We start from the raw sequence: 26,417 nt of genomic DNA, 5'->3' as shown, positions 1-26,417 counted from the left end.
TCCGAGAGTCTTGTTATAGTTTATCCCGTGTGTTGAGGGCCTCTGTCAACCTTTCTGATAATTCATCTCTGATTTTTTTATGTAACGCATTGTGATCTTTATCTGCCACCACAAAAAAATCTTCTACACGCTCACCAATGGTAGTAATGCGGGCACCATGCAGGGAAACGCCTAATTCGGCGAAAATATTGCCTACTCGCGCCAATAATCCGGGTTGATCCAACGCAACCAGTTCCATATAGGTGCGGCGGACATTTTGCGTCGGCAAGAAACTGACTTTAGTAGGGACATCAAAATGACGCAATTGAGTAGGCAAGTTGCGTGCTTTAGGGGCTTTAGGATGAGGATCATTGACCACTTTGAGTAAGGCTCTTCGGATTGATTCGTGGCGATCAAGTGACAATGGGTGACCATTAGGTTCCAATACCACAAATGTGTCCATTGCCATCTCATCACGGCTGGTAAAGATTTGAGCATCGTGCACACTGAGATTACGCTTGTCTAATTCGCCGACAACGGCAGCGAAAAGTGAGGGGCGATCCTGGCACCAAATAAAAATTTCTGTGCCACCATGAGAAAAAGCGGTACTGACGAGCACCATTGGTTCAGGGGAGGTATGGTGGACTAAATGGCTGGCATGCCATGCTAATTGATCGGGAGTATGGCGCAGGAAATAATCTGCATGGCAACGGCTCCAGATATTGTGTAATTGTTGTTCGTCGATATCTTCTTGCCGCAATAGAGCCAATGCTTGTAACCGATTGTTACGAACTCGTTCTCTTAAGTCTGGGGGATTCTGGATGCCTTGGCGTAATTGAATTTCAGTGGCGAAATAGAGTTCACGTATCAGGCTTTGTTTCCAGCTATTCCACAATTTAGAGTTGGTAGCACAGATATCGGCAACGGTCAGGCAAACTAAGTAATTCAGACGATCCTGATTTTTAACCACGCAGGCAAATTGTCGGATCACATCGGGATCTTGAATATCCCGCCGTTGCGCAGTGACTGACATCAACAAATGGTCGCGAACTAACCATTCCACCAATTCGGCTTCTCTGTTCGTCAGGCCATGTTGCTGTGCAAAAGCGTAGGCATCTTTGGCACCAAGCTCAGAATGATCGCCATTGCGCCCTTTGGCAATATCATGGAAAAAAGCGGCTAATCGCAGCAATTCCGGTTGAGGAAGACGGGGATACAGCTCAACACATAACGGATGGATCACACGGGTGTTTTCGTCAGTGAAACTTTCCAGTTTTTGCAGCACCCGGATAGTGTGTTCATCAACGGTATAAGCATGAAAAAGATCAAATTGCATCTGGCCGACAATATTACTCCAAAACGGCATATAAGCCCCTAATACACTATGGCGATGCATTGGGTGCAAAGCACTGCTGACTGCATGGGGATGGCGCAGAATATCCATGAAAATCTTTCGTGCTTCGGGCAATTCACATAAAGGAACGGTCAAGGTTCTGCGAGCATAGCGGAGTTGGCGTAAGGTCGTAGAATAGATCCCCTGAATTTCGCGATGTTCAGCCATGTGATAAAACATTCTTAATATTGACACAGGATCACGGCTAAACAGCGTTTCATCGATTAAATCAATGAGGTTTCCCCGCAATTGGAACTCTGTATTCAAGGGTCGGGGTTTTTCATCGGGCTGCAATGCCAGAATGGCTTCATCAAACAGTTGCAGCAGCATGTTGTTCAGTTCACTGACACGGCGGGTCACACGGTAGAAATCTTTCATCATCCGTTCGACGGGTTGATTGCGTTCTCCTTCATAGCCGAGCAGTTGGGCGACACTGAGTTGGTGTTCAAACAGTAGCCGATTATCATAACGAGTGACGACCAGATGAAGGGCAAAACGGATGAGCCAGAGAAAATTTTGACATTCATTCAGTTCATTGCGTTCTTCTTGGGTCAGAAAGCCAAAATTGACCATTTCATCTAAGGATGTTGCCCCAAAATGGCGATGGGCGACCCAAAGTAAAGTGTGGATATCGCGTAATCCCCCCGGACTGCTTTTTATATCGGGTTCCAGATTGTAACTGGTACTGTGATAACGTTGATGACGCTCCTGCTGTTCTACGATCTTGGCCGCAAAAAATTGAGCAGATGGCCAGAAATCATCACTGAAAATATATTTCTGCAACTGTAAAAATAACGGTAAGTCCCCACAAATTAAACGTGCTTCAATGAGATTTGTGGCGATAGTGAGATCGGTAAGCCCTTTTTGCTGGCACTCTTCGAATGTTCTGACACTGTGACCCACTTCCAGACGAATATCCCAGAGCAACGTAATGAATTGGCCGATACGGGAAGACTGCTCTTCGGTTAATGGCGATTCACTCAGAATTAACAGGTCAATGTCAGACAGCGGATGTAACTCTCGACGCCCGTAACCACCGACTGCAATTAGAGAAAGGGAAGCTATCTGATCAAATTCCTGCTCTTGCCATAATCGATTTAAAAGTTGGTCAATATAGTCACTGCGGACGTAAATCAGCTTATTGGGTGACACCCCTGCCTTGAACGTCTGTTGAAGCCATAACTTAAATTCATCGATATGCTGTTTAAGGGCTGGGAGCTGGAGATCGTTGTGGGTAAATTCCACAGGAGAACAAGGAGGAGTGGGCGTTTGTGCTAAGGAGATATCGGCTGGCATATATAGAAACCTATTATGAGAAAGCTCATGAGGAAACAAACCATGATGATCAGATTACTGAGAAAATAGTGAGATGAACAGGTATTATTGGCAGAGAATGAAGTTCTCGAAAATGGGCAGAGAACTTCATTAATGAGAACGGGTAAATTGCAATTATGCGTTTACTAAGACCGCTGAAATATGTGGCTCTTCTTCTTTACGCCATGTCATGATTTCACAGCCGTTGTCGATAACGACAATTGTGTGTTCATACTGCGCAGACCAACCGCGATCTTTGGTTTTGACTGTCCAGCCATCTTTCATGGAGCGGATGCGGAAATCGCCCGCATTGACCATCGGTTCAATGGTGAATGCCATGCCTTTTTGCAAGACAACACCGCCATCATCTGCATCATAATGCAGAACATGTGGCTCTTCGTGGAAGCCTTTACCGATACCGTGACCGCAGTATTCGCGGACAACGGAGTAATCCTGGCCTTCTACAAACTGCTGGATTGCTTTGCCGATGGTACGCAGGCGAATGCCGGGTTTAACCATTTTCAGGGCAAGGTACAGGCTTTCTTGTGTTACACGACACAGACGCTCACCCTGAATGGTTGGCTTGCCGACAATGAACATTTTGGAGGTATCGCCGTGGAATTCATCCTTGATGACAGTGACGTCAATATTGACGATATCACCTTCTTTCAGCACCTTGTCATCACTCGGAATACCGTGACAAACCACGTCATTGACGGAAATGCACACGGATTTAGGGAAACCGTGGTAGCCCAGACAAGCTGAGATAGCCTGTTGTTTCTCGGTAATGTGCTTGTGGCAGATACGATCAAGCTCACCTGTGGTAACACCAGCCTTAATGTAAGGCTCAATGATTTCCAGAACTTCGGCTGCCAGACGTCCGGCAACACGCATTTTCTGTATGTCTTCTTCTGTTTTGATAGAAATAGCCATGAAATGGTTCCATTTAAGTCGGAAAGTGACCGACTACGTGATATTAACTAAGGAAAAATGTTGTCGGTAATGGTATCAGCCCACCGAATATCTGCCAATAACCGTTGCGAGCAAGACTATCAGAAAGCTGTAACAAATGTTGGTGTATGGTGGTGATTTATGGTATAAAGCGCGCCGGTATTCTGCGTAATTGTTTCCGATATGATGCGATTCACAGGGATACTAAATAAACTCATTATGTGTAAATAACACACACAGATCGGCACATACACCGGGGTGCTCTCATGTGGCTGATTTATATGAATAGCCCCAGCCAAAGAGTCGGTGTCATGGGATCTGTGGAGGCATAACCCCAATTAACTTTATAGAGGTTTAAAATGGCAACTGTTTCCATGCGCGATATGCTGCAGGCGGGCGTTCACTTCGGTCACCAGACTCGTTACTGGAACCCAAAAATGAAACCTTTCATCTTTGGTGCTCGTAATAAAGTTCATATCATCAACCTGGAAAAAACTGTTCCAATGTTCAACAATGCATTGGCAGAGCTGAACAAAATTGCTTCCCGTAAAGGCAAAATTCTGTTTGTCGGCACCAAGCGTGCTGCTAGCGAAGCAATCAAAGAATCAGCACTGAGCTGTGACCAATACTTCGTTAACCACCGTTGGTTAGGTGGTATGCTGACTAACTGGAAAACTGTTCGTCAGTCAATCAAGCGTCTGAAAGATTTGGAAATTCAGTCTCAGGACGGTACTTTTGACAAGCTGACCAAAAAAGAAGCGCTGATGCGTACTCGTGAGCTTGGCAAACTGGAAAACAGCCTGGGCGGTATCAAAGACATGGGCGGCCTGCCTGATGCTCTGTTTGTTATCGATGCTGAACACGAACACATTGCTATCAAAGAAGCAAACAACCTGGGTATCCCAGTATTTGCTATCGTTGATACTAACTCTGATCCAGACGGTGTTGATTTCATCGTTCCTGGTAACGACGATGCAATTCGTGCAGTAAAACTGTACCTGACCGCAGTAGCTACTGCTGTTCGTGAAGGTCGTTCTCAGGATCTGGCTGTTCAGGCTGAAGAAGGTCTTGTAGACGCTGAATAATAAGGCATGCTCGTTTTTGGGCCCTTATTGACCAGATAATGAAATATATCCAATAGGTTTCAGGCTGTAGCCAAAAGCAGCAACCTGAAATATGACAGATATATGTTGGTTAGGGGGCCTGTTATGGCCCCCTTTAGCTATCTGATACAGAACTATTATCTGATATAGAACTATTATCTGATATAGAACTTTCCACGCGGAATATTATCTTCCCGCGAGACACATCGAGGAATAAAACAAATGGCTGACATTACCGCTGCCCTGGTAAAAGAACTGCGTGAGCGTACTGGCGCTGGCATGATGGAGTGTAAAAAAGCACTGGTTGAAGCAAATGGTGATATCGAGCTGGCTATCGATAACATGCGTAAATCAGGTCAGGCAAAAGCTGCTAAGAAAGCAGGCCGTGTTGCGGCTGAAGGCGTTATCCTGACTGAAATTGCTGCTGATGCTAAATTTGCGGGTATTGTTGAACTGAACTGTGAAACAGACTTCGTTGCTAAAGATGCTGGTTTCCTGGCATTCGGTAAAGAAGTTATGGCTTCCGTTATGGCTGACAAAAACGCTGACATCGATGCACTGAAAGCTAAGTTCGAAGAACAGCGTACTACTCTGGTAGCAAAAATCGGTGAAAACATCAACATCCGTCGCGTTGAAATCCTGGAAGGCGAAGCAGTAGGTTCTTACCTGCACGGCGCACGTATCGGTGTTCTGGTTGCTGCTGAAGGCGCAAACGCAGAACTGATCAAGCACGTCGCAATGCACGTTGCTGCAAGCAAACCAGAATACGTGAACCCAACTGACGTTCCTGCTGACGTTGTTGAGCGTGAGCATCAGATCCAGCTGGACATCGCAATGCAGTCTGGCAAGCCTCGCGAAATCGCAGAGAAAATGGTTTCTGGCCGTATGAACAAATTCACCGGCGAAATCTCTCTGACTGGTCAGAGCTTCGTGATGGATCCAAGCAAATCTGTTGGTGATCTGCTGAAAGAAAACAACGCGAAAGTAATCAACTTCATCCGTTTCGAAGTAGGTGAAGGTATTGAGAAAGTTGAAGCTGATTTCGCAGCAGAAGTTGCTGCAATGAGCAAACAGTCTTAATTTTCTTAAACGGAGCCGCCGATTGGCGGTTCTGTTTTATCTTATTATGAATTTTTGACATCTGGGCTGTATAGCGTGGATGTGTAGTCGTTAAGTCAATCTTAATAAACCCCCAATATCCTTATCTGCTTAGGACTGAACACCATGGCAACCAATGCAAAACCCGTATATCAGAGAATCCTGCTTAAGCTCAGTGGCGAAGCCCTGCAAGGCGAAGAAGGTTTTGGTATCGACGCTAGAGTCTTAGATCGCATGGCTCAGGAAATCAAAGAACTGGTTGAGCTGGGTATTCAGGTCGGCGTCGTTATTGGAGGAGGTAACCTGTTTCGTGGTGCTGGTTTGGCACAAGCAGGAATGAACCGTGTAGTAGGCGATCACATGGGCATGTTGGCGACTGTGATGAATGGTTTGGCGATGCGTGATGCGTTGCACCGCGCCTATGTGAACGCTCGTTTGATGTCCGCCATTCCATTGAATGGAGTGTGTGACAACTATAGCTGGGCTGAAGCAATCAGCTTACTGCGTCACGGTCGTGTTGTGATTTTCTCCGCGGGTACTGGTAACCCGTTCTTTACAACAGATTCTGCTGCATGCCTGCGTGGCATTGAAATCGAAGCGGATGTTGTATTAAAAGCAACTAAAGTTGATGGCGTTTATTCTGCTGATCCGACGAAAGATCCTGAAGCCGTTCTCTATGATAACCTGGCTTATCAGGAAGTATTGGAGCGTGAGTTGAAAGTCATGGATCTCGCAGCCTTTACTCTGGCTCGTGATCATAACTTACCTATCCGTGTCTTCAATATGAATAAACCAGGCGCACTTCGCCGTGTTGTTATGGGTGAAAATGAAGGTACGTTAATTTCTAACGTCTAATGCTCAGAGACATCGGCAAGATTTGACGGTATGATCAGCGTCCTGATGCGCCAAGCTTAATGACACTGGGCCACTTATTGATATTTTCTTGATATTTGCGTATCTGTTACTTACGCATATGTGGCCTAAAAAATAACCATATCCCAAGGGTTTGTAACGTGATTAATGAAATCAAAAAAGACGCACAAGACCGCATGGAAAAAAGCGTCGAAGCACTGAAAAACCAAATCAGCAAGGTTCGTACTGGCCGTGCTTCTCCTAGCCTGTTGGATGGGATTAATGTTGAATATTATGGCTCAGCGACTCCACTGCGTCAGATTGCAAACGTCGTTGCAGAAGATGCTCGTACTTTAGCGATCACTGTATTCGACCGTTCCATGACGGCCGCTGTCGAAAAAGCGATTATGGCTTCTGATCTGGGTCTGAACCCACTTTCTGCCGGAACCATTATCCGCGTTCCATTGCCACCGCTGACAGAAGAACGCCGTAAGGATCTCATCAAGGTTGTTCGCAGCGAAGCGGAACAGGGTCGTGTAGCTGTCCGTAACATTCGCCGTGATGCTAACGATAAGGTCAAGGCTTTGCTGAAAGACAAAGAAATCAGTGAAGATGAAGAGCGTCGTTCACAGGACGAAGTTCAGAAGTTGACCGATGTCTTCATTAAGAAGATTGATGAAGCTCTGGCAAATAAAGAAACTGAATTGATGGATTTCTAATTTCCATTTAATTAATCTACCCAATAGATTTCGGGTTGTCGCCGCCAAAGTAGCAACTTGAAAGATGATGGGTATGCAACGCCGCATTCCCTGCGGCGTTGTCTTATATTTTATATTACACCTCGTATCACATTTCTTTCTCAAGCGATGGACATAACGATCTCTACCGCTCAAACTATTGCGATTTTCTATCAGTAGCATATTCAGAGTATTAAAATGAAACGGTTAACTATTCTTGGCTCAACGGGTTCGATTGGGAAAAGTACGCTTTCTGTTGTCCGAAATAATCCAGCGAAATTCCGTGTCATCGCACTTGTCGCCGGGAAAAATATTGAAGTTATGGCACAGCAGTGTTTGGAGTTTCATCCACAATACGCCGCAATGGCGGATGAAACGTCGGCAAAAGCTCTGCGTCAGTTATTGCAGGAGCAGGGAAGTCAAACCGAAGTGCTGTTCGGCAAAGAGGCGATTTGTGATTTAGCAGCACTGGACGAAGTCGATCAAGTCATGTCTGCCATTGTGGGTGTGGCAGGGTTATTGCCGACACTGGCAGCTATCCGTAAGGGTAAACAAGTCCTCTTGGCTAACAAAGAATCCCTGATTACCAGTGGTCGCTTGTTTATGGATGCGGTTGTCCGGCATAAGGCGCAACTGTTACCAATCGATAGTGAACATAATGCCATTTTCCAAAGCTTGCCAGAGGAGATCCAGCATAATCTTGGTACTGTAAGTTTGAAGGATCACGGTATTTCCAGCATTATCCTGACGGGATCTGGCGGGCCATTCCGCAAAACAGCGCTGGAAACGTTGCCCGGCGTTACACCAGATGAAGCATGCGCTCATCCTATTTGGTCAATGGGACGTAAAATTTCTGTTGATTCAGCCACGATGATGAATAAGGGACTGGAGTACATTGAAGCTCGTTACCTGTTCAATGCATCCGCTGATGAAATCGAAGTATTACTGCATCCTCAATCAGTAATCCACTCTATGGTTCGTTATCAGGATGGCAGTATCATTGCCCAATTGGGAACGCAGGATATGTGCACCCCAATAGCTTATGCCATGGCTTATCCTAATCGCATTTCATCTGGCGCGAAACCACTGGATTTTACCGAGCTGAGTATGCTGACTTTTGAAGCTCTGGATTATCAGCGTTATCCTTGTCTGAAATTGGCTATTGAGGCTTGCCATGAAGGGCAGGCAGCAACAACAGCACTGAATGCAGCAAATGAAGAAACCGTTGATATTTTTTTGAAAGATGGGATACGTTTCACCGATATCGCGACAATCAATCGGCTGGTCGTGGAAAAATTAAATTTATCTGAACCTCAAAACATCGAAGAGGTCTTAGAAATCGATAATATAGCCAGAATTTTGGCTAGGGAAACTATTAGAACCTTTACCAAATAGCGAGTTTTGTTAATAAGTATATGTTTGTTTGCCTTTTGGCAAATGATATAGTTCGCGGGTAAATTATAGTTGTTATAATAGCCAGTTCAATTATCTGGTGTCCGTATTTTGATGGTAAATACCAGAGATAAAGGCTTTCAGGCCGTGCGGAAATAGCCGTGGCAGTCGCTGACATGTAGACACGGCTTTTTTCATGTTTGGAAGTAATTGAATTTATTGAAGAGCCAGTCTAGTTATTTAAGGATTATTTTGAGTGATATCTCCCAGTGATAGTGACTCATTACCAGCGTTACCCAGACATGTCGCCATCATTATGGATGGTAATGGCCGTTGGGCAAAAAAGCGTGGAAAATTAAGAATATCTGGTCACCGTGCAGGAATTAAAGCTGTGCGGAGTGCAGTAAGTTTTTCAGTTAAACATGAGATTGAGTCACTGACGCTATATGCGTTCAGCAGTGAAAATTGGAATCGCCCACAGCAGGAAGTCAGTTCATTGATGGAGTTGTTTGTTTTTGCTCTTGATAATGAGGTAAAGAGCCTGCATAAGCACAATGTGAAATTGTCTGTTATTGGTGACATCAGTCGCTTTAGCTCGCGGTTGCAGGAACGTATCCGCCGTTCAGTTGAATTGACAGCGGGCAATACCGGATTGCAGCTTAATATTGCCGCCAACTATGGCGGACGTTGGGATTTGCTCCAGAGTGTCAAACAGATCGCTGAAAAAATTAGGGAGAATGAACTGGCTCCTGAGGATATTACTGAGGATACAGTTGGCAACTTCATCAATTTAAGCAACCAGTCTGAAGTTGATCTGGTAATTAGAACCGGAGGCGAGCATCGTATCAGTAATTTCCTGTTATGGCAGATCGCTTATGCAGAATTGTATTTTACCGATATACTTTGGCCTGATTTTGATGAAACTGCTTTTGAAGGTGCTATTAATGCCTTTGCTAAACGAGAACGCCGCTTTGGCGGAACAATACCAGACGATGCCGAAGTGGGATCATAGGAGGAGAACTTGCTGAAGTACCGTCTTTTAACTACGTTGATCTTGATTCCACTTGTTGTTGCAGCACTATTTTTTCTTCCTCCATCAGGATTTGGACTGGTTGTCATTGCTGTTTCAGCACTTGCTGCGTGGGAATGGGGCCAATTTGCGGGTCTTCTGACTCAAGCGAAACGTATTACGCTGGCAGCAGCATTTGCTGTAGGATTACTGGTCTTACAGTACTCCTTATCCGACTTTTCTCACCTCATTGAAAAACCACAGGTTGTGTACCTATTGTGGGCTGGCATGCTTTGGTGGGTAGCTGCAATTTTATTAGTGGTTACTTACCCTGCTTCTGCTTCTCTCTGGAAATCATCGGTTGTATTGCGTTTGCTATTCGGGGTTCTGACTATCGTGCCATTTTATTGTGGAATGATGGTACTGCGTACTCAAGGCTATGAAAACAATACCTATGATGGCGCCTGGTGGCTATTGTATGTGATGCTGCTGGTATGGGCTGCTGATTCAGGTGCCTATATTTTTGGCCGGACAATGGGTAAGCACAAAATGGCACCGAAAGTATCACCGGGCAAGACACTTGAAGGGCTTGTCGGTGGGCTGTTAACCGCAGCGCTGATTTCGTGGTTGTTCGGTAAATTCGCCCCTGTTCCTGTCATGCCTGAACACCTGTTGCTGATTTCCACGGTAGTGGTCATTGCCTCAGTTTTTGGTGATTTGACTGAGAGTATGTTCAAGCGGGAGTCAGGGGTCAAAGACAGCAGTCAATTGATTCCGGGACATGGCGGTGTCATGGACAGGGTTGATAGTTTGACGGCTGCCATTCCTGTATTTGCCGGATTGGTGTTGTTGATTTCTTCTGGATTTACTCTCTGAAGGTACATAATGGATATTCTCTGGAATCTGGCTGCGTTTATTGTTGCGTTGGGTATTCTCATCACAGTACATGAGTTTGGTCACTTTTGGGTCGCCAGACGATGCGGTATCTACGTTGAACGTTTTTCCATTGGATTTGGTAAAACGCTTTGGCGTCGAACAGATAAACAGGGAACAGAATTCGTTATCTCCCTTATCCCCCTTGGGGGATATGTCAAAATGCTCGATGAACGGGCTGCGGAAGTTGCTCCTGAACGTCGTCATATGGCATTCAATAATAAAACGATCGGCCAGCGCGCGGCTGTAGTCAGCGCTGGGCCAATCGCAAACTTCATTCTGGCGATTATCGCTTATTGGCTGGTGTTTGTGATTGGTGTGCCATCTGTGCGTTCTGTAGTGCTGGATGTTAAGCCAGATTCTATTGCCGCACAGGCAAATATTTTGCCCGGAATGGAACTAAAAGCCATTGATGGACTCGAAACCCCTGATTGGAATTCGGTACGACTTGCCATGGTAAGTAAAGTGGGTGAGGCATCTGTCTCTATGGAAGTCACCCCACTGAATGCCACTGACAGAATCCAAAAAACATTGGATTTGCGTCATTGGGCCTTCGAACCATCCAAGCAGGATATCTTACTGTCTATGGGGATTATGCCCGTTGTTCCACGGATTAGTTCACAAGTAGAGAAAGTTTATCCGGCTTCACCTGCTGAAAAAGCGGGTTTACAAAGTGGGGACAGGATCGTTAAAGTCAATGGTCAGGATGTAGATGTCTGGCACACTTTTTCATCTTTTGTCAGGAATAATCCGGATATTCCTCTAAAATTGGATGTTGCGAGGGCGGGCAGAATGGTTTCCTTGACCCTGACTCCCGAAACCAAAAAATTGTCCAATGGCCGTGAGGAAGGGTTTGCTGGCACTGAGCTTAAAGTCATTCCACTGGCGGATGAATACAAGATTATTCAACAGTACGGGCCTTTTTCTGCCATTTATGAGGCAGGGGATAAAACTTGGCAATTAATGAAGCTGACCGTCAATATGCTCGGCAAATTGATTGTGGGAGATGTGAAACTCAATAATCTGAGTGGCCCGATTTCCATTGCCAAAGGGGCTGGAGTATCAGCTGATTATGGCTTGGTGTATTATCTAATGTTTTTGGCGCTGATTAGCGTCAATCTTGGGATCATTAATTTGTTCCCATTACCCGTACTAGATGGTGGACACTTGCTTTTCCTTGCTATCGAAAAGATTAAGGGAGGGCCAGTCTCCGAGCGTGTACAAGACTTCAGTTATCGCATTGGTGCTATATTGCTGGTGTTATTAATGGGGCTTGCACTTTTCAATGATTTCTCCCGCTTTTAAGGTGGGAGACCGGTTAGGAAAACGCATAACAACGATGGCGATGAAAAAGTTGCTCATAGCGTCGCTGCTGTTCGGCAGCGCCACTGCATACGGTTCAGACGGATTCGTGGTTCGGGACATTCATTTTGAGGGTCTTCAACGTGTCACCGTTGGTGCAGCATTACTGAACATGCCCGTTCGCGTAGGTGATTCGGTCAGCGATGAAGATATTAGTCGCGCGATCCATGCACTATTCGCGACTGGAAACTTTGAAGATGTTCGTGTCTTACGTGATGGCAATTCACTTGTCGTTCAGGTAAAAGAACGACCAACCATCGCCAGCATTACTTTCTCCGGTAATAAGTCGGTGAAAGATGACATGCTCAAGCAGAACCTTGAAGCTTCTCGAGTTCGTGTTGGTGAAGCCCTTGATCGCACCATGCTGTCTAATATTGAAAAAGGGTTGGAAGATTTTTATTACAGTGTTGGTAAATACAATGCGACAGTGAAAGCCGTTGTCACGCCACTGCCCCGCAACCGTGTTGACTTGAAACTCGTTTTTTCAGAAGGCGTTTCTGCCAAGATCCAACAAATTAACATTGTTGGTAATAAAGCCTTTTCTACCAATGAGCTGTTGAATCATTTTCAGTTAAGGGATGATGTTCCCTGGTGGAACATGACGGCTGACCAAAAATACCAGAAACAAAAATTGGCAGGTGACCTTGAGACTCTGCGCAGTTTCTATCTTGACCGAGGCTATGCTCGTTTCAATATTGATTCCACTCAGGTTAATCTGACCCCAGACAAGAAAAGCATTTATATCACCGTCAATATTACCGAAGGCGATCAATACAAAATTGCAGGTGTCGAATTGAACGGTAATTTGGCAGGCTATCAGTCGCAGATAGGGGAATTGACCAAGATTGAGCCAGGTTCCCTGTACAACGGCGCAGAAGTAACCAAGATGGAAACATCCATCAAAAATCTGCTTGGCCGTCATGGATATGCCTATCCTCGCGTGATGACACAACCTGAAATTAATGATGGCGATAAGACGGTTAAGTTGCATGTAAATGTTGATTCTGGCAACCGTTTCTATGTACGTAACATCCGATTCTCAGGCAATGATATCAGCAAAGATTTGGTCTTGCGCCGTGAAATGCGCCAAATGGAAGGGTCATGGTTGGGCAGTGATTTAGTTGAGCAGGGTAAAGAGCGCTTAAATCGACTCGGCTATTTTGAAAGTGTTGATGTTGATACTGAACGTGTACCAGGTAGCCCGGATCAGGTTGATGTAGTTTATAAAGTCAAAGAACGTAATACCGGCTCTATGAACTTTGGTGTTGGTTTCGGTACAGAAAGCGGCATGAGCTTCCAAATTGGTGTCCAACAGGAAAACTGGCTGGGAACGGGGAACTCTGTCGGGATCAGTGCCAGTAAGAACGACTACTCAACATCCGCCGATTTATCCGTGACCAACCCTTACTTCACCGTTAATGGGGTCAGTCTGGGCGGTCGTGTGTTTTATAATGATTTCCGCGCTGATGATGCCGATCTTTCGAATTATACCAATAAAGCTTACGGTACTGAGGGAACGCTCGGCTTCCCGTTGAATGAAAATAACGCCTTAATATTGCGACTGGGTTATACGCATAACTCCTTGTCTAATATGCGTCCACAAGTCGCAATGTGGCGTTATTTGAATAAAATGGGCAAAAAAGAGAACTTTGATGATAAGGCAAAATTCGATTCCAATGATTTCTCGATGACATTGGGATGGTCTTACAACAACCTTGATCGTGGTTTCTTCCCAACGTCTGGTCTGAAATCATCGCTGGATGGAAAAGTAACTATTCCCGGCTCAAACAACCAATTCTATAAAGTTACCTGGAACTCAGCAGGCTACTACCCTCTGGATGATAATCGTTCATGGGTGATGATGGGACGTACACGTTTGGGTTATGGCGGTGGTTTTGGTGGCAAAGAGATGCCATTCTATGAAAACTTCTATGCCGGTGGTTCCAGTAGTGTTCGTGGTTTCCGGTCGAACAATATTGGCCCGAAAGCGATTTATTTAGATAAGACAGGTGAGCCAGAGAAAAATAGCCCATCCCGTGATGCCGTAGGCGGTAACGCGGTAGCGGTTGCTAGTTTTGAACTGATTACACCAACACCGTTCTTGGATGCGAAGTATTCTAATTCTGTTCGGACTTCTTTGTTTATTGATGCAGGAACGGTATGGGATACCAACTGGACTAAGACAGGTGCTGGATTGCCTGATTATAGCAAGCCAAATAATATCCGTGTCTCAACAGGTATTGCCCTGCAATGGTTGTCACCATTAGGTCCATTGGTCTTCTCTTACGCGAAGCCAATCAAAGAATACGCAGGTGATAGATCGGAACAGTTCCAATTCAATATCGGCGGAACTTGGTAATAATTAATCATTTTTGGTAAAAATCGCTCTATTATTAGATAGAGCGATATTAAGAGACTGTCTTTGATTCAAAATGGCAAATAAAATAGCCTGAGTGAGACGGATTCTAAGTTTTCGAACCTGTAAAAATAGCGTGGGTCAGAGGAGTTTATGGTGAAAAAAGTATTGTGTGCAGCGAGCCTGGGTATGGCATTAGCGTTTTCTGCGGGTGTTCAGGCAGCAGATAAAATCGCTTTAGTGAATGTTGCTGAAGTTTTCCAACAGTTACCTGCTCGTGAAGCTGTAGCAAAACAGTTAGAAAACGAGTTTAAAGGCCGAGCCTCCGAATTGCAGCGCATGGAATCTGATTTACAGACCAAGATTCAGAAATTACAGCGTGATGGCTCAACGATGAAAGCCAGTGATCGTGAAAAATTAGAAAAAGAAGTTGTAGCGAAACGCGATGAATTCGCACAGAAAGCTCAGACTTTCGAAAACGATAACCGTCGTCGCCAGATGGAAGAGCGTAACAAAATTCTGACCCGCATTCAGGACTCCGTTAAAGTGATTGCAGGTAAAGAAGGTTACGATATTGTTCTTGATGCGAGTGCCGCTGTGTATTCAGCATCTGGTAAAGACATTACTGCAGAAGTACTGAAACAGGTTAAATAAGTAAATGGTTTCAATTCGATTAGCTGATCTCGCTCAGCAGTTGAATGCACAATTACAGGGTGATGGCGACATTGTCATCACCGGTATTGCGCCGATGCATTCAGCGAATAGCGAACAAATTACATTTTTATCCGACAGCCGTTATACTGCCAAGCTAGCTGAATGTCAGGCTGCGGCTGTTGTGTTGCGTGAAGCAGACCTTCCTCACTGTAAAGTTGCTGCACTGGTTGTAAGTGATCCATATCTTGCTTATGCTCGCATGGCACAAATCATGGATACAACACCACAACCTGCACAGGATATTCATCCGTCAGCGGTGATATCTTCCGACGTGGTTTTAGGCAAGCATGTGGCGATTGGCGCAAATGCGGTTATCGAATCAGGTGTTGTGCTTGGTGATAATGTTATCGTTGGTGCAGGTTGCTTTGTTGGAAAAAATACGCGAATTGGCGCAGGAACCCGCCTTTGGGCCAATGTATCGGTATACCATAATGTTGAAATTGGTGAGTTGTGCTTGATCCAATCAGGCACAGTCATAGGTTCTGATGGCTTTGGTTATGCAAATGATCGCGGAAATTGGGTTAAAATCCCACAACTGGGCACTGTCATCATTGGGAACAAGGTTGAAATCGGTGCTTGCACGACCATCGATCGTGGTGCGTTGGATAACACAGTTATCGGTAATGGTGTTATCATTGACAACCAGTGTCAGATCGCCCACAACGTGACGATTGGAGACAATACTGCCGTTGCTGGTGGTGTTATTATGGCGGGCAGCCTGAAAGTGGGTCGTTACTGCATGATTGGTGGAGCCAGTGTCATTAATGGACATATGGAAATCTGTGATAAAGTGACCATTACCGGCATGAGCATGGTAATACGTGCAATCACAGAACCTGGCGTATACTCATCGGGTATCCCATCACAACCGAACAAAACTTGGCGTAAAACTACTGCTCTCGTCATGAGCATTAATGAAATAAATAAGCGGTTGAAGTCAGTGGAACGCAAGCTGGACGGTGAAAATAAGTAATCCTGACAATATGTTTGATTAGGTGTTTTTTACTGATTGTTTTGGTTGTGTTTTTAATTTTTGCGGCCTGCCTGATAACTCTGAATTTGGAGTTAACGCAGGCCGTGTCGTTAATACAATGATTCTTATTATAGACAGGAAGAGTATTTAGATGAGTGATAATCATACTCTGCGAATTGAAGAGATTTTAGATTTATTGCCTCACCGCTACCCGTTTTTGTTGGTAGACCGTGTTTTAGATTTTGAGGCAGGCAAATTTCTGCGCGCAGTCAAGAATGTATCATTTAATGAACCGTTCTTTCAGGGACATTTTCCAGGAAAACCGATTTTTCCGGGTGTTTTGATCCTTGAAGCAATGGCTCAAGCTACGGGAATTCTGGCATTTAAATCTATTGGAGCGCTGGAACCAGGCGAATTGTATTACTTTGCAGCTATTGATGGCGCTCGCTTTAAGCGTCCGGTTCTGCCAGGTGATCAAATGATCATGGAGGTAGAATTTATTAAAGAACGTCGCGGTATTGCACGTTTTAGAGGCGTAGCGAAAGTCGATGGAGAAGTGGCTTGCGAAGCTGAAATGATGTGTGCTCGCCGTCGAGAGGCTTAATCCATGATTGATCAGACCGCAGTTATCCATCCCTCTTCCATTATTGAAGAGGGTGCTGTTATTGGTGCTAATGTTCGCATTGGCCCATTTTGCTATATCGGTTCCCAAGTTGAAATTGGTGAAGGGACTGAGCTGAAATCCCATGTTGTGGTTAATGGCATAACTAAAATTGGTCGTGATAACCAGATCTACCAGTTTGCTTCCATCGGTGAAGTGAATCAGGATCTTAAATATCAGGGTGAACCGACCCGAGTTGAAATTGGTGATCGTAACCGCATTCGAGAAAGTGTTTCAATCCATCGAGGCACTGTTCAGGGCGGTGGCTTGACCAAAGTTGGCAGTGACAATTTGCTGATGATCAACACCCATATCGCTCATGATTGTATCGTCGGTGATCGTTGTATCATTGCAAATAACGGTACTTTGGGCGGGCATGTGATTTTGGGCGATTACGTGATTATTGGTGGAATGACAGCGGTTCACCAATTCTGCCAGATTGGCTCCCATGCTATGATCGGCGGTTGTTCTGGCGTTGCTCAGGATGTACCTCCTTACGTTATTGCACAGGGAAATCATGCAACACCTTTCGGACTGAATCTCGAAGGGCTTAAACGCCGTGGATTCGACAAAGAATCGCTGCATGCAATCCGTAATGCTTATAAAACGCTTTACCGTAGCGGAAAAACGCTGGAAGAAGCCAGACAAAAGGTTGATCTTCAAGCGGGAAATAACCCACATGTGAAAGTATTCAGTGATTTTCTGGAAAATTCCGCAAAATCTAGCCGTGGCATCATTCGTTAAGTAGATGAAGGATACTCCTTTGACTACCTCTTCTTCTGTTAACAATCAGCGCCCGCTGACAATTGGTTTGGTCGCCGGAGAAACATCCGGTGATATTCTTGGAGCTGGTCTGATTCGCGCATTGAAAGTAAAAACCCCGGATGCCCGCTTTGTGGGCGTTGCCGGCCCTCTTATGCAGGCAGAAGGTTGTGAAGCCTGGTATGAGATGGAAGAGTTGGCGGTGATGGGGATCGTTGAAGTTCTTGGGCGCTTACCTCGTTTACTGAAAATTCGCAAAGACCTGACGGCACGTTTTACTGCCTTAAAGCCGGATGTGTTTATTGGCATTGATGCCCCTGATTTCAACATTACCTTAGAAGGAAAGTTGAAACAGCAGGGCATTAAGACGATCCATTATGTCAGCCCATCGGTATGGGCTTGGCGTCAGAAACGTGTGTTTAAAATCGGTCGGGCAACAGATCTGGTACTGGCTTTCCTGCCATTCGAGAAAGCGTTCTACGATCGGTTTAACATACCATGTCGCTTCATCGGTCACACAATGGCTGATTCGATGCCTCTGCAAACAGATAAAACCGCCGCCAGAGAAGTACTGGATGTTCCACTACATGCTCATTGTCTGGCGATATTACCGGGTAGCCGCCATGCCGAAGTAGAAATGCTGAGTGCTGATTTCTTAAAAACCGTACAGTTATTGCGGGTAAAATTACCTGATCTGCATGTATTGGTTCCTTTGGTGAATGCCAAACGGCGTGAACAGTTTCAAATAATTAAAGATGAAGTTGCGCCGGATTTGCCGATTCATTTGCTGGATGGCAAAGCCCGTGAAGCAATGATTGCCAGTGATGCCACTTTATTGGCATCCGGAACAGCGGCACTGGAGTGTATGTTGGCCAAATGCCCAATGGTGGTGGGTTATAGAATGAAACCTTTTACATTCTGGTTAGCAAAACGCTTGGTGAAAACCCCGTATGTTTCCTTGCCTAATCTGCTGGCAGGTAAAGAATTAGTCAAAGAGTTATTGCAGGATGAATGCGAACCACAAGCGTTGTCGGAGGCGTTATTGCCTCTTCTGCAAGGTGGTGCTGGTGTGGAAGCGTTGAAACAGACATTCCTGTATTTGCATAAAAGCATTCGCTGTGATGCTGATGAACAGGCTGCGCAAGCCGTTCTGGAATTAGCGAGAAGATAATGGATTTTGTTTATCCTCAGGCGAATTTGATTGCCGGTGTTGATGAAGTTGGGCGTGGCCCATTGGTAGGTGCTGTCGTTACTGCGGCGGTTATTCTTGATCCTGCTAACCCTATTGCGGGTTTGAAGGATTCGAAAAAACTCACGGAAAAACGCCGTGAAGCACTGTATCTGGAAATTAAAGAAAAAGCGCTGTGCTGGAGTCTGGGACGCGCGGAGCCGGAAGAAATCGATCAGCTTAATATCCTTCATGCCACGATGCTTGCCATGCAGCGTGCAGTGGCGAATTTGGCGATCACACCTGATTATGTCCTGATTGACGGCAACCGTTGTCCGGCATTAGCAATGCCCTCGCAAGCGGTGGTTAAGGGAGATAGTCTGGTTGCTGAAATAAGCGCCGCTTCTATTCTGGCTAAAGTGACGCGTGACAGGGAAATGGCAGAACTGGATAAACAGCTTCCTGACTACGGCTTTGCCAAACATAAAGGTTATCCTACGGCCCTGCATCTGGAAAAACTAGCACTGCTGGGCGCTACGGAACATCATCGTAAAAGTTTTGCCCCGGTCAAACGGGCACTGGGTCTTGGATAAAAATCTGGGATAAGGATCTGGGCAGATTATGACAGAACCACGTTTTGTACACTTACGTGTTCACAGCGACTATTCAATGATTGATGGCTTGGCTAAGACTGGCCCACTGGTGAAAAAAATCGCCAAGTTGGGTATGCCGGCTTTTGCGATTACGGATTTTACCAACCTATGTGGATTGGTGAAATTCTATGGTAGTGCGCATGATGCGGGTATCAAGCCGATTATTGGTGCTGATTTTTTTGTGGAAAGTGATTTGTTGGGGGATGAATATGCCCATCTGACGATCATAGCCCGCAATAACGAAGGTTATCAAAACCTGACGTTGCTGATCTCTGAAGCTTATCAAAAAGGCTACGGAGCGATTGGCCCGACTATCAGACGGGAATGGCTGGTAAAATATAAGGCCGGATTGATCCTGTTATCGGGTGGCCGGATGGGGGATGTAGGTAAATTCCTGTTGCGTGGTAATCGTGCAATGGTGGATCAGTGCCTTGATTTTTATCAGGAGCATTTCCCTGACAGTTACTACCTTGAATTGATTCGTACTGGTCGTCAGGATGAAGAAAATTACCTTCATGCTGCTGTTGCATTGGCGGCAGAAAAAAACTTTCCTGTTGTAGCCACTAATGATGTCTGTTTTCTGGAAAGTGAAGATTTCGATGCCCATGAAATTCGGGTTGCTATCCATGATGGCTATACGCTGGTTGATCCGAAACGACCTAAAAATTACAGTTCTCAGCAATATCTGCGCAGTGAACAGGAAATGTGTGAGATTTTCTCTGATATTCCTGAAGCACTACAAAATAGCGTAGAAATTGCTAAACGCTGTAATGTCACAATCCGTCTCGGTGAATACTTTCTTCCGCAGTTTCCGACGGGAGAAATGAGTACCGAAGATTTCTTGGTTGAAAAATCCAAACAAGGTTTGGAAGAGCGTCTGGCATTTCTCTATCCCGATCCGGAAATCAGGGCACAAAAACGCCAGGAATATGATGATCGTCTGGATATTGAGCTGAAAGTCATTAATCAGATGGGGTTTCCCGGTTACTTCCTGATAGTGATGGAATTTATCCAGTGGTCGAAAGATAACGGCGTTCCGGTTGGGCCGGGACGTGGCTCCGGTGCGGGTTCCCTCGTGGCCTATGCCTTGAAAATCACCGATCTCGATCCGCTGGTATTCGATCTGCTGTTCGAACGTTTTCTTAATCCTGAACGTGTTTCCATGCCCGACTTTGACGTCGATTTTTGTATGGAAAAACGTGATCAGGTGATTGATCACGTTGCAGATATGTACGGACGTGATGCGGTATCGCAGATCATCACTTTTGGTACAATGGCCGCGAAAGCGGTTATCCGTGATGTTGGACGTGTACTTGGACACCCCTATGGGTTTGTCGATCGGATATCGAAATTAATCCCTCCTGATCCCGGCATGACGCTTGAGAAAGCCTTTGTCGCAGAACCACAACTGCCTGAAATTTACGAAGCGGATGAAGAAGTCCGGGCTTTGATCGACATGGCGCGTAAGTTGGAGGGGGTTACCCGTAATGCGGGTAAACATGCGGGAGGTGTTGTTATTGCACCGACCAAGATCACCGACTTTGCCCCGATTTACTGCGATCCTGAAGGGCAAAACCCGGTAACCCAATTTGACAAGAATGATGTGGAATATGCGGGTCTGGTGAAGTTTGACTTCCTTGGCCTGAGAACCCTGACCATCATCAATTGGGCACTTGAGATGGTGAATGTCCGTCATGCCAAAAAGGGTCTGGAGCTGATTGATATTGCGGCAATCCCATTGGATGACCAGCAAAGTTTCGATATGCTGCAACGCTCCGAAACGACGGCGGTCTTCCAGCTTGAATCCCGCGGTATGAAAGACCTGATCAAACGCCTGCGTCCCGACTGCTTTGAAGATATGATCGCACTGGTGGCGTTGTTCCGTCCCGGGCCTCTGCAATCCGGCATGGTAGATAACTTTATCGACCGTAAACACGGACGGGAAGAGCTCTCTTATCCTGATGTTGAATGGCAGCATGAATCCTTAAAACCTGTATTGGAGCCAACATACGGTATTATCCTGTATCAGGAACAGGTAATGCAGATTGCTCAGGTATTGGCGGGTTATACCCTCGGTGGCGCCGATATGCTTCGCCGTGCAATGGGTAAGAAAAAACCTGAGGAGATGGCTAAACAGCGTTCGGTATTTGAGGAAGGCGCGATAAGTCAGGGCGTTGATGGCGAACTCTCGATGAAAATCTTCGATTTGGTGGAGAAATTCGCGGGTTATGGCTTCAACAAATCTCACTCCGCAGCTTATGCACTGGTTTCTTATCAAACTTTATGGCTGAAAGCTCACTATCCGGCAGAATTTATGGCGGCAGTGATGACGGCGGATATGGATAACACCGAAAAAGTCGTTGGGCTGGTGGATGAATGCTGGCGTATGGGGCTTAAGGTCTTGCCACCCGATATTAACAGTGGGCTGTATCATTTTCACGTCAATGATGAAGGTGAAATCGTTTACGGCATCGGGGCGATTAAGGGCGTCGGTGAAGGGCCGATTGAAGCTATCATCGAAGCCCGCCAGAAAGGGGGACACTTCAAGGAACTCTTCGACCTATGTGCCCGTGTTGATATCAAAAAGCTAAACCGTCGGGTGATGGAAAAGCTGATTATGTCTGGTGCTTTCGATCGGCTTGGGCCGCACCGTGCAGCGTTGATGTCTTCTTTGGAAGATGCCTTAAAAGCAGCGGGTCAACATGCCAAGGCAGAAGCTATTGGCCAAACGGATATGTTTGGTGTGTTGGCCGAAGAGCCAGAAGAGGTCGAGCGTTCGTATGCGAGTACACCGAAATGGCCGGATCAGGTGGTCTTGGATGGTGAGCGGGAAACTCTGGGGCTGTACTTAACCGGTCACCCAATCACAAGTTATTTAAAAGAGATTGAACGATATACGAACGGGTTGCGTCTAAAAGATGTGAACCCGACACCTCGTGGTCAAGTGACGACTGTGGTAGGTTTGGTGCTGGCATCCAAGATAGTGACAACCAAACGAGGTAATCGCATTGGTATCAGTACATTGGATGATCGCTCAGGACGTCTGGAGATAATGCTGTTTTCTGATGCGTTGGAAAGGTATCAGCATTTATTAGAGCAGGACAAAATTTTGATTGCTACTGGACAAGTCAGCTTTGATGACTTCAGTGGTGGCCTTAAAATGACGGTCCGTGAATTAATGGACATCAGTGAGGCCCGTGAAAAATTTGCACGCGGGCTTGCTATCTCGTTGTCAGACAGGCAAATTGATGAACAATTATTGAACCGTCTTCGTGGCGTATTGGCTCCACATCGTTCAGGTACGATACCGGTTCATCTTTATTACCAGCGGGTGGATGCCCGTGCCCGTTTACGATTCGGTGCAACATGGCGGGTAACGCCAACGGACACCCTGTTGACAGATCTGCGAACTCTGCTGGGTAACGAGCAGGTAGAATTAGAATTTGACTAAAATAGGAACGTTATGAGTCTGAATTTTCTGGATTTTGAACAGCCGATTGCTGAGTTGGAAGCGAAAATTGATTCGCTCACCGCAGTTAGCCGTCAAGATGAAAAGCTAGATATAAATCTGGATGAAGAAGTCCAGCGTCTGCGGGAGAAAAGTCTTGAGCTGACCCGCAAGATTTTCTCTGATCTAGGGGCATGGCAAATTTCCCAGTTATCACGTCATCCTCTCCGTCCCTATACGCTGGATTATATTAAGCACGTTTTTACTGACTTCGAAGAGTTGGCAGGTGATCGTGCCTATGCTGATGATAAAGCGATTGTAGGTGGATTGGCTCGCATTGATGGTCGTCCGGTTATGGTGATTGGCCACCAGAAAGGCCGTGAAACGAAAGAAAAAATCCGTCGTAACTTTGGTATGCCATCACCGGAAGGATATCGCAAGGCACTGAGATTGATGGAAATGGCTGAGCGTTTCAGATTGCCAATCATTACGTTCATTGATACCCCCGGCGCGTATCCTGGCGTGGGTGCCGAAGAACGCGGTCAATCAGAGGCTATTGCCCGTAACCTGCGTGAAATGTCCCGTCTCTCCGTTCCGGTGATCTGTACGATTATCGGTGAAGGTGGATCTGGTGGCGCGTTGGCACTCAGTGTCGGCGATAAAGTGAATATGTTGCAGTACAGTACATTCTCTACTATCTCTCCAGAAGGTTGTGCTTCCATCTTATGGAAAAGTGCTGATAAAGCGCCATTGGCGGCTGAAGCGATGGGAAATACGGCTCCACGTCTGAAGGAGTTGAAGTTGATTGATAATGTTATCTCTGAACCATTGGGTGGTGCGCACCGTAACTATGAAGAAATAGCAGCATCATTGAAAACACAATTGCTGGCTGATCTCACTGAGTTGAGCGAATTGAATGAGGAAGAGTTAGTTAACCGTCGTTACGAACGTTTAATGCAATATGGTTATTGCTAAATTTAAAAATTAAATAATCATAGCTCTCTATTTAATCTCGTTAATAACAGGTGGAAAGCGCTGAGGAGTTATAATTCCTCAGTATTTCCACCTGTTTTGTTGTATATGGTGGGTAAAATCATCACATTCTGTCCCGTTTGATATTATTCTTGATGAAATCGGATACCTCATTGGCTGGGATTTAAAATAATAAGTTGAGTTTTCCTATGGCTAAATATAAACATATTATTTATGCATTTTCTTGTGTATTTATCTGGAGCTTTATTCCGGCTGTCGCCCGTTTTGGTCAGAAGGATATGGATCATTTCCAATATTTGTTCTGGTCAAACGTTTTATCTGTTATTGCGGTATTTGTTGTTGCTCTTATTATGGGGCGAAACTGGAAGCAACTCGTATGCATTCCTTTTTCCGTCATGCTCAAGGTATTGATCTTGGGCGCATTAGATTGTTTCTTCTATCTGCTGCTTTACTATGGCTATTCCATTGAGAATGGTGTTGCTGTTTTAGTGATCCAATATAGCTGGCCGCTCATGATTATCGGATTGTCATTTTTCTTATTCAAAGAGAAATTATCGATCAGACAGATGATTGGTATTGCAATGGGATTCACTGCGGTCGTAATTACCTTCACAAAAGGCAATATCACTGAAATTGCGGTCGAACACCCTCAGGCACTGTTGCTGGTATTTAGCGGAGCCTTTTGCTTTGCGTTGATGTCCGTATTATCAAGACAATTCGCCATTGATCCTTATATCAGTACGTTCTGGGTCTTTGTTTGTTCCACATTAGTTTCCGCAGTGTTTATGTTTGCCTTCAGCAGCATCAACTTACCTGCTGGTGATTCACTGATGCCAACGTTGCTCAACGGTATCATACTGAACGGCATCTCTTATATCATTTGGTTTAAAGCCATGAGCAGCCCGGATTCTCATAAAATTGCCTCAATCTTATTCTTGTCGCCAGTCCTGTCGATGATGTGGATTATTCTGTTTTTTGGTGATGCTTTTGTTCCGGCTTATGTGATGGGATTGGCACTTGTTATTATCTCAGGCTTACTGTGTATCAGTGCCAAGCGTAAGGTTTCAGGACAGAAGAAACTGACGGATGATTTGATTGAAGATTGAGCTAATAAAATGACAAACATTCATGAACCTCTGCTCACCATGTTGTCCGAATACATAGGGCTACATAAAAAGATTTTGATTGGGTTTAGCGGTGGATTGGATTCCACCGTATTACTGCATTTACTGGTGCGCCTGAGAGATCAATATCAACAAGTAAGCCGCGATCAAATAGCGTTAAGAGCGATTCATATTCATCATGGCTTAAACTCAAAGGCGGATTTTTGGGTTGAACATTGTCGCCAGATTTGTGCTGACTGGCAGGTTGATTTCCTGACTGAAAAAGTCAGGTTAGATACCCGTCAGAATGGTATTGAAGCTGCTGCTCGGGATGCTCGTTACCAATCTTTCCAGCGTGAATTACAGCAAGATGAAATTTTAATCACGGCGCAACACCTTGATGATCAGGCAGAAACGTTTCTGTTGGCATTGAAGCGGGGCAGTGGCCCTGCCGGATTATCTTCCATGCCTGCTTGCATGTCATTTGCGGGAACGATATTGCTTCGACCGTTGTTGGGCGTTAGCCGTGCAGAATTGGAAGTTTATGCGCAGACGCAGGAATTGCTATGGATTGAGGATGATAGCAACCAGGATGATCGTTATGATCGCAATTTTCTGCGATTGCATATTATGCCGCTATTGAATCAGCGTTGGCTTCATTTTCCGCAAGCCGTGTCCCGTAGTGCCAGTTTATGTGGTGAACAAGAACAATTGCTGGATGAGTTATTGAGTGAGTCGTTGAACTCATTGGTTACACCAGAAGGCGCGATATCTATTTCGCCTCTGGAAAATTGTTCTGAAGCTAAAAGAAATGCCTTGTTGCGTCGATGGCTCAGTCAGCACGGTGTAAAAATGCCATCACGGGAGCACATTCAACGAATTTGGTTAGAAGTGGCGCTTGCCCGGAAAGATGCAGAACCTCGTTTTAGGTTAGGACAATATGACATTCGTCGCTATCAGCAGCAACTTTGGCTGGTTCCTCAATATCCGCCTTTGGCGGATATTATTATTGAATGGAATGTGGAACAAGCGCTGACATTGCCTGATGGATTGGGGATGCTCATTCGTTCCGAAGAAAATGGTACCAAAGTGAGGAAACCGGATAGCAATGAGCACGTGACGGTTCGTTTTGGTGTCCATCAAGGGAATATCAGTATTGTGGGGCGCCAGCATTCCCGTCATAGCAAAAAATTGTGGCAGGAATTGAAAGTTGCCCCCTGGCTTAGAGAGAGAACTCCTTTGCTCTATTATGATGAAAAACTGATTGCGGCACTGGGCGTTTTCGTCACGAAAGAAGGTCAGAGTTTGGTTGATGATAGGGGATTTTCGGTTCAATGGAAAAAATGATGCCCGGTATTGAACTATAGAGGTTACCATTTATCGGTTGAGATATGGCCCAATGAATTTTTGTTCGGAGAGATTGAATCATCCTTGATCAATCTCTTTATTTATGGCTTTAGCCA

At 45.4% G+C, this 26,417-nt stretch carries 21 protein-coding genes; 19 read left to right on the top strand and 2 right to left on the bottom strand.

From position 1 onward, the window contains the following. Positions 1-13: 13 nt before the first annotated feature. Positions 14-2,668: a bifunctional uridylyltransferase/uridylyl-removing protein GlnD gene (glnD, locus tag FE394_RS06020; protein WP_319925497.1), complete on the bottom strand. Its 2,655-nt coding sequence runs from the start codon at positions 2,666-2,668 to the stop codon at positions 14-16. Positions 2,669-2,821: 153 nt separating this feature from the next. Next, the gene (gene map, locus FE394_RS06015) at positions 2,822-3,619 is read right to left on the bottom strand and encodes a type I methionyl aminopeptidase (RefSeq protein WP_319925496.1); all 798 of its coding nucleotides are present in this window, start codon (positions 3,617-3,619) and stop codon (positions 2,822-2,824) included. Positions 3,620-3,996: 377 nt separating this feature from the next. Here map and rpsB point away from each other — a divergent pair, with 377 nt between their 5' ends. The 19 genes from rpsB (at position 3,997) to tilS (ending at position 26,301) form a co-directional block, all read left to right on the top strand. After that, positions 3,997-4,722 (top strand): 30S ribosomal protein S2, encoded by a 726-nt coding sequence (gene rpsB / locus FE394_RS06010; RefSeq protein ID WP_319925495.1) that lies wholly within the window; start codon positions 3,997-3,999, stop codon positions 4,720-4,722. A gap of 240 nt (positions 4,723-4,962) precedes the next feature. Continuing rightward, positions 4,963-5,820: a translation elongation factor Ts gene (gene tsf / locus FE394_RS06005; RefSeq protein ID WP_319925494.1), complete on the top strand. Its 858-nt coding sequence runs from the start codon at positions 4,963-4,965 to the stop codon at positions 5,818-5,820. A gap of 144 nt (positions 5,821-5,964) precedes the next feature. Continuing rightward, a complete protein-coding gene (gene pyrH, locus FE394_RS06000) occupies positions 5,965-6,693 on the top strand; it encodes a UMP kinase (RefSeq protein ID WP_319925493.1) in 729 nt (242 codons plus the stop codon). A 158-nt stretch (positions 6,694-6,851) separates the two neighbouring features. Further along, positions 6,852-7,409: a ribosome recycling factor gene (frr, locus tag FE394_RS05995; RefSeq protein WP_319925492.1), complete on the top strand. Its 558-nt coding sequence runs from the start codon at positions 6,852-6,854 to the stop codon at positions 7,407-7,409. A 216-nt stretch (positions 7,410-7,625) separates the two neighbouring features. Beyond that, positions 7,626-8,822: a 1-deoxy-D-xylulose-5-phosphate reductoisomerase gene (ispC, locus tag FE394_RS05990; protein WP_319925491.1), complete on the top strand. Its 1,197-nt coding sequence runs from the start codon at positions 7,626-7,628 to the stop codon at positions 8,820-8,822. A gap of 313 nt (positions 8,823-9,135) precedes the next feature. Then, on the top strand, positions 9,136-9,831 hold the full coding sequence (uppS, locus tag FE394_RS05985) for a polyprenyl diphosphate synthase (protein ID WP_419836308.1): 696 nt from the start codon (positions 9,136-9,138) through the stop codon (positions 9,829-9,831). Between the two features lie 9 nt (positions 9,832-9,840). Further along, a complete protein-coding gene (cdsA, locus tag FE394_RS05980) occupies positions 9,841-10,704 on the top strand; it encodes a phosphatidate cytidylyltransferase (protein ID WP_319925490.1) in 864 nt (287 codons plus the stop codon). Between the two features lie 6 nt (positions 10,705-10,710). Then, positions 10,711-12,066, top strand: coding sequence for a sigma E protease regulator RseP (gene rseP, locus FE394_RS05975; RefSeq protein WP_319925522.1), 1,356 nt, complete (start codon positions 10,711-10,713; stop codon positions 12,064-12,066). 34 nt (positions 12,067-12,100) lie between these two features. After that, the gene (gene bamA / locus FE394_RS05970) at positions 12,101-14,482 is read left to right on the top strand and encodes an outer membrane protein assembly factor BamA (RefSeq protein ID WP_319925489.1); all 2,382 of its coding nucleotides are present in this window, start codon (positions 12,101-12,103) and stop codon (positions 14,480-14,482) included. Between the two features lie 153 nt (positions 14,483-14,635). Further along, positions 14,636-15,133: a molecular chaperone Skp gene (gene skp, locus FE394_RS05965; protein ID WP_319925521.1), complete on the top strand. Its 498-nt coding sequence runs from the start codon at positions 14,636-14,638 to the stop codon at positions 15,131-15,133. 4 nt (positions 15,134-15,137) lie between these two features. Continuing rightward, positions 15,138-16,166 carry a UDP-3-O-(3-hydroxymyristoyl)glucosamine N-acyltransferase gene (gene lpxD, locus FE394_RS05960; protein ID WP_319925488.1) on the top strand — a complete coding sequence of 343 codons (1,029 nt, stop codon included), beginning with the start codon at positions 15,138-15,140 and terminating at the stop codon, positions 16,164-16,166. A gap of 151 nt (positions 16,167-16,317) precedes the next feature. Continuing rightward, a complete protein-coding gene (gene fabZ, locus FE394_RS05955) occupies positions 16,318-16,770 on the top strand; it encodes a 3-hydroxyacyl-ACP dehydratase FabZ (protein ID WP_319925487.1) in 453 nt (150 codons plus the stop codon). A gap of 3 nt (positions 16,771-16,773) precedes the next feature. Beyond that, positions 16,774-17,571, top strand: coding sequence for an acyl-ACP--UDP-N-acetylglucosamine O-acyltransferase (lpxA, locus tag FE394_RS05950; protein ID WP_319925486.1), 798 nt, complete (start codon positions 16,774-16,776; stop codon positions 17,569-17,571). A 4-nt stretch (positions 17,572-17,575) separates the two neighbouring features. Next, positions 17,576-18,760, top strand: a complete 1,185-nt coding sequence (gene lpxB, locus FE394_RS05945; RefSeq protein WP_319925485.1) for a lipid-A-disaccharide synthase — start codon at positions 17,576-17,578, stop codon at positions 18,758-18,760. Beyond that, positions 18,760-19,350, top strand: a complete 591-nt coding sequence (gene rnhB / locus FE394_RS05940) for a ribonuclease HII (protein ID WP_319925484.1) — start codon at positions 18,760-18,762, stop codon at positions 19,348-19,350. The genes lpxB and rnhB overlap by 1 nt, the downstream gene beginning before the upstream one ends. 28 nt (positions 19,351-19,378) lie before the next feature. Continuing rightward, positions 19,379-22,861: a DNA polymerase III subunit alpha gene (gene dnaE / locus FE394_RS05935; RefSeq protein ID WP_319925483.1), complete on the top strand. Its 3,483-nt coding sequence runs from the start codon at positions 19,379-19,381 to the stop codon at positions 22,859-22,861. Between the two features lie 12 nt (positions 22,862-22,873). Continuing rightward, a complete protein-coding gene (gene accA / locus FE394_RS05930; RefSeq protein ID WP_319925482.1) occupies positions 22,874-23,833 on the top strand; it encodes an acetyl-CoA carboxylase carboxyl transferase subunit alpha in 960 nt (319 codons plus the stop codon). Positions 23,834-24,039: 206 nt separating this feature from the next. Beyond that, complete coding sequence (locus FE394_RS05925) at positions 24,040-24,957, top strand: DMT family transporter (protein WP_319925481.1); 918 nt, start codon at positions 24,040-24,042, stop codon at positions 24,955-24,957. A gap of 9 nt (positions 24,958-24,966) precedes the next feature. Then, entirely contained in the window at positions 24,967-26,301 is a 1,335-nt protein-coding gene (gene tilS / locus FE394_RS05920) for a tRNA lysidine(34) synthetase TilS (RefSeq protein ID WP_319925480.1), read from the top strand. Positions 26,302-26,417: the final 116 nt, after the last annotated feature.

It is taken from the genome of Xenorhabdus littoralis, from assembly GCF_033949345.1.
Taxonomy (GTDB): domain Bacteria; phylum Pseudomonadota; class Gammaproteobacteria; order Enterobacterales; family Enterobacteriaceae; genus Xenorhabdus; species Xenorhabdus littoralis.
This window is presented reverse-complemented; position numbering and strand designations above follow the sequence as displayed.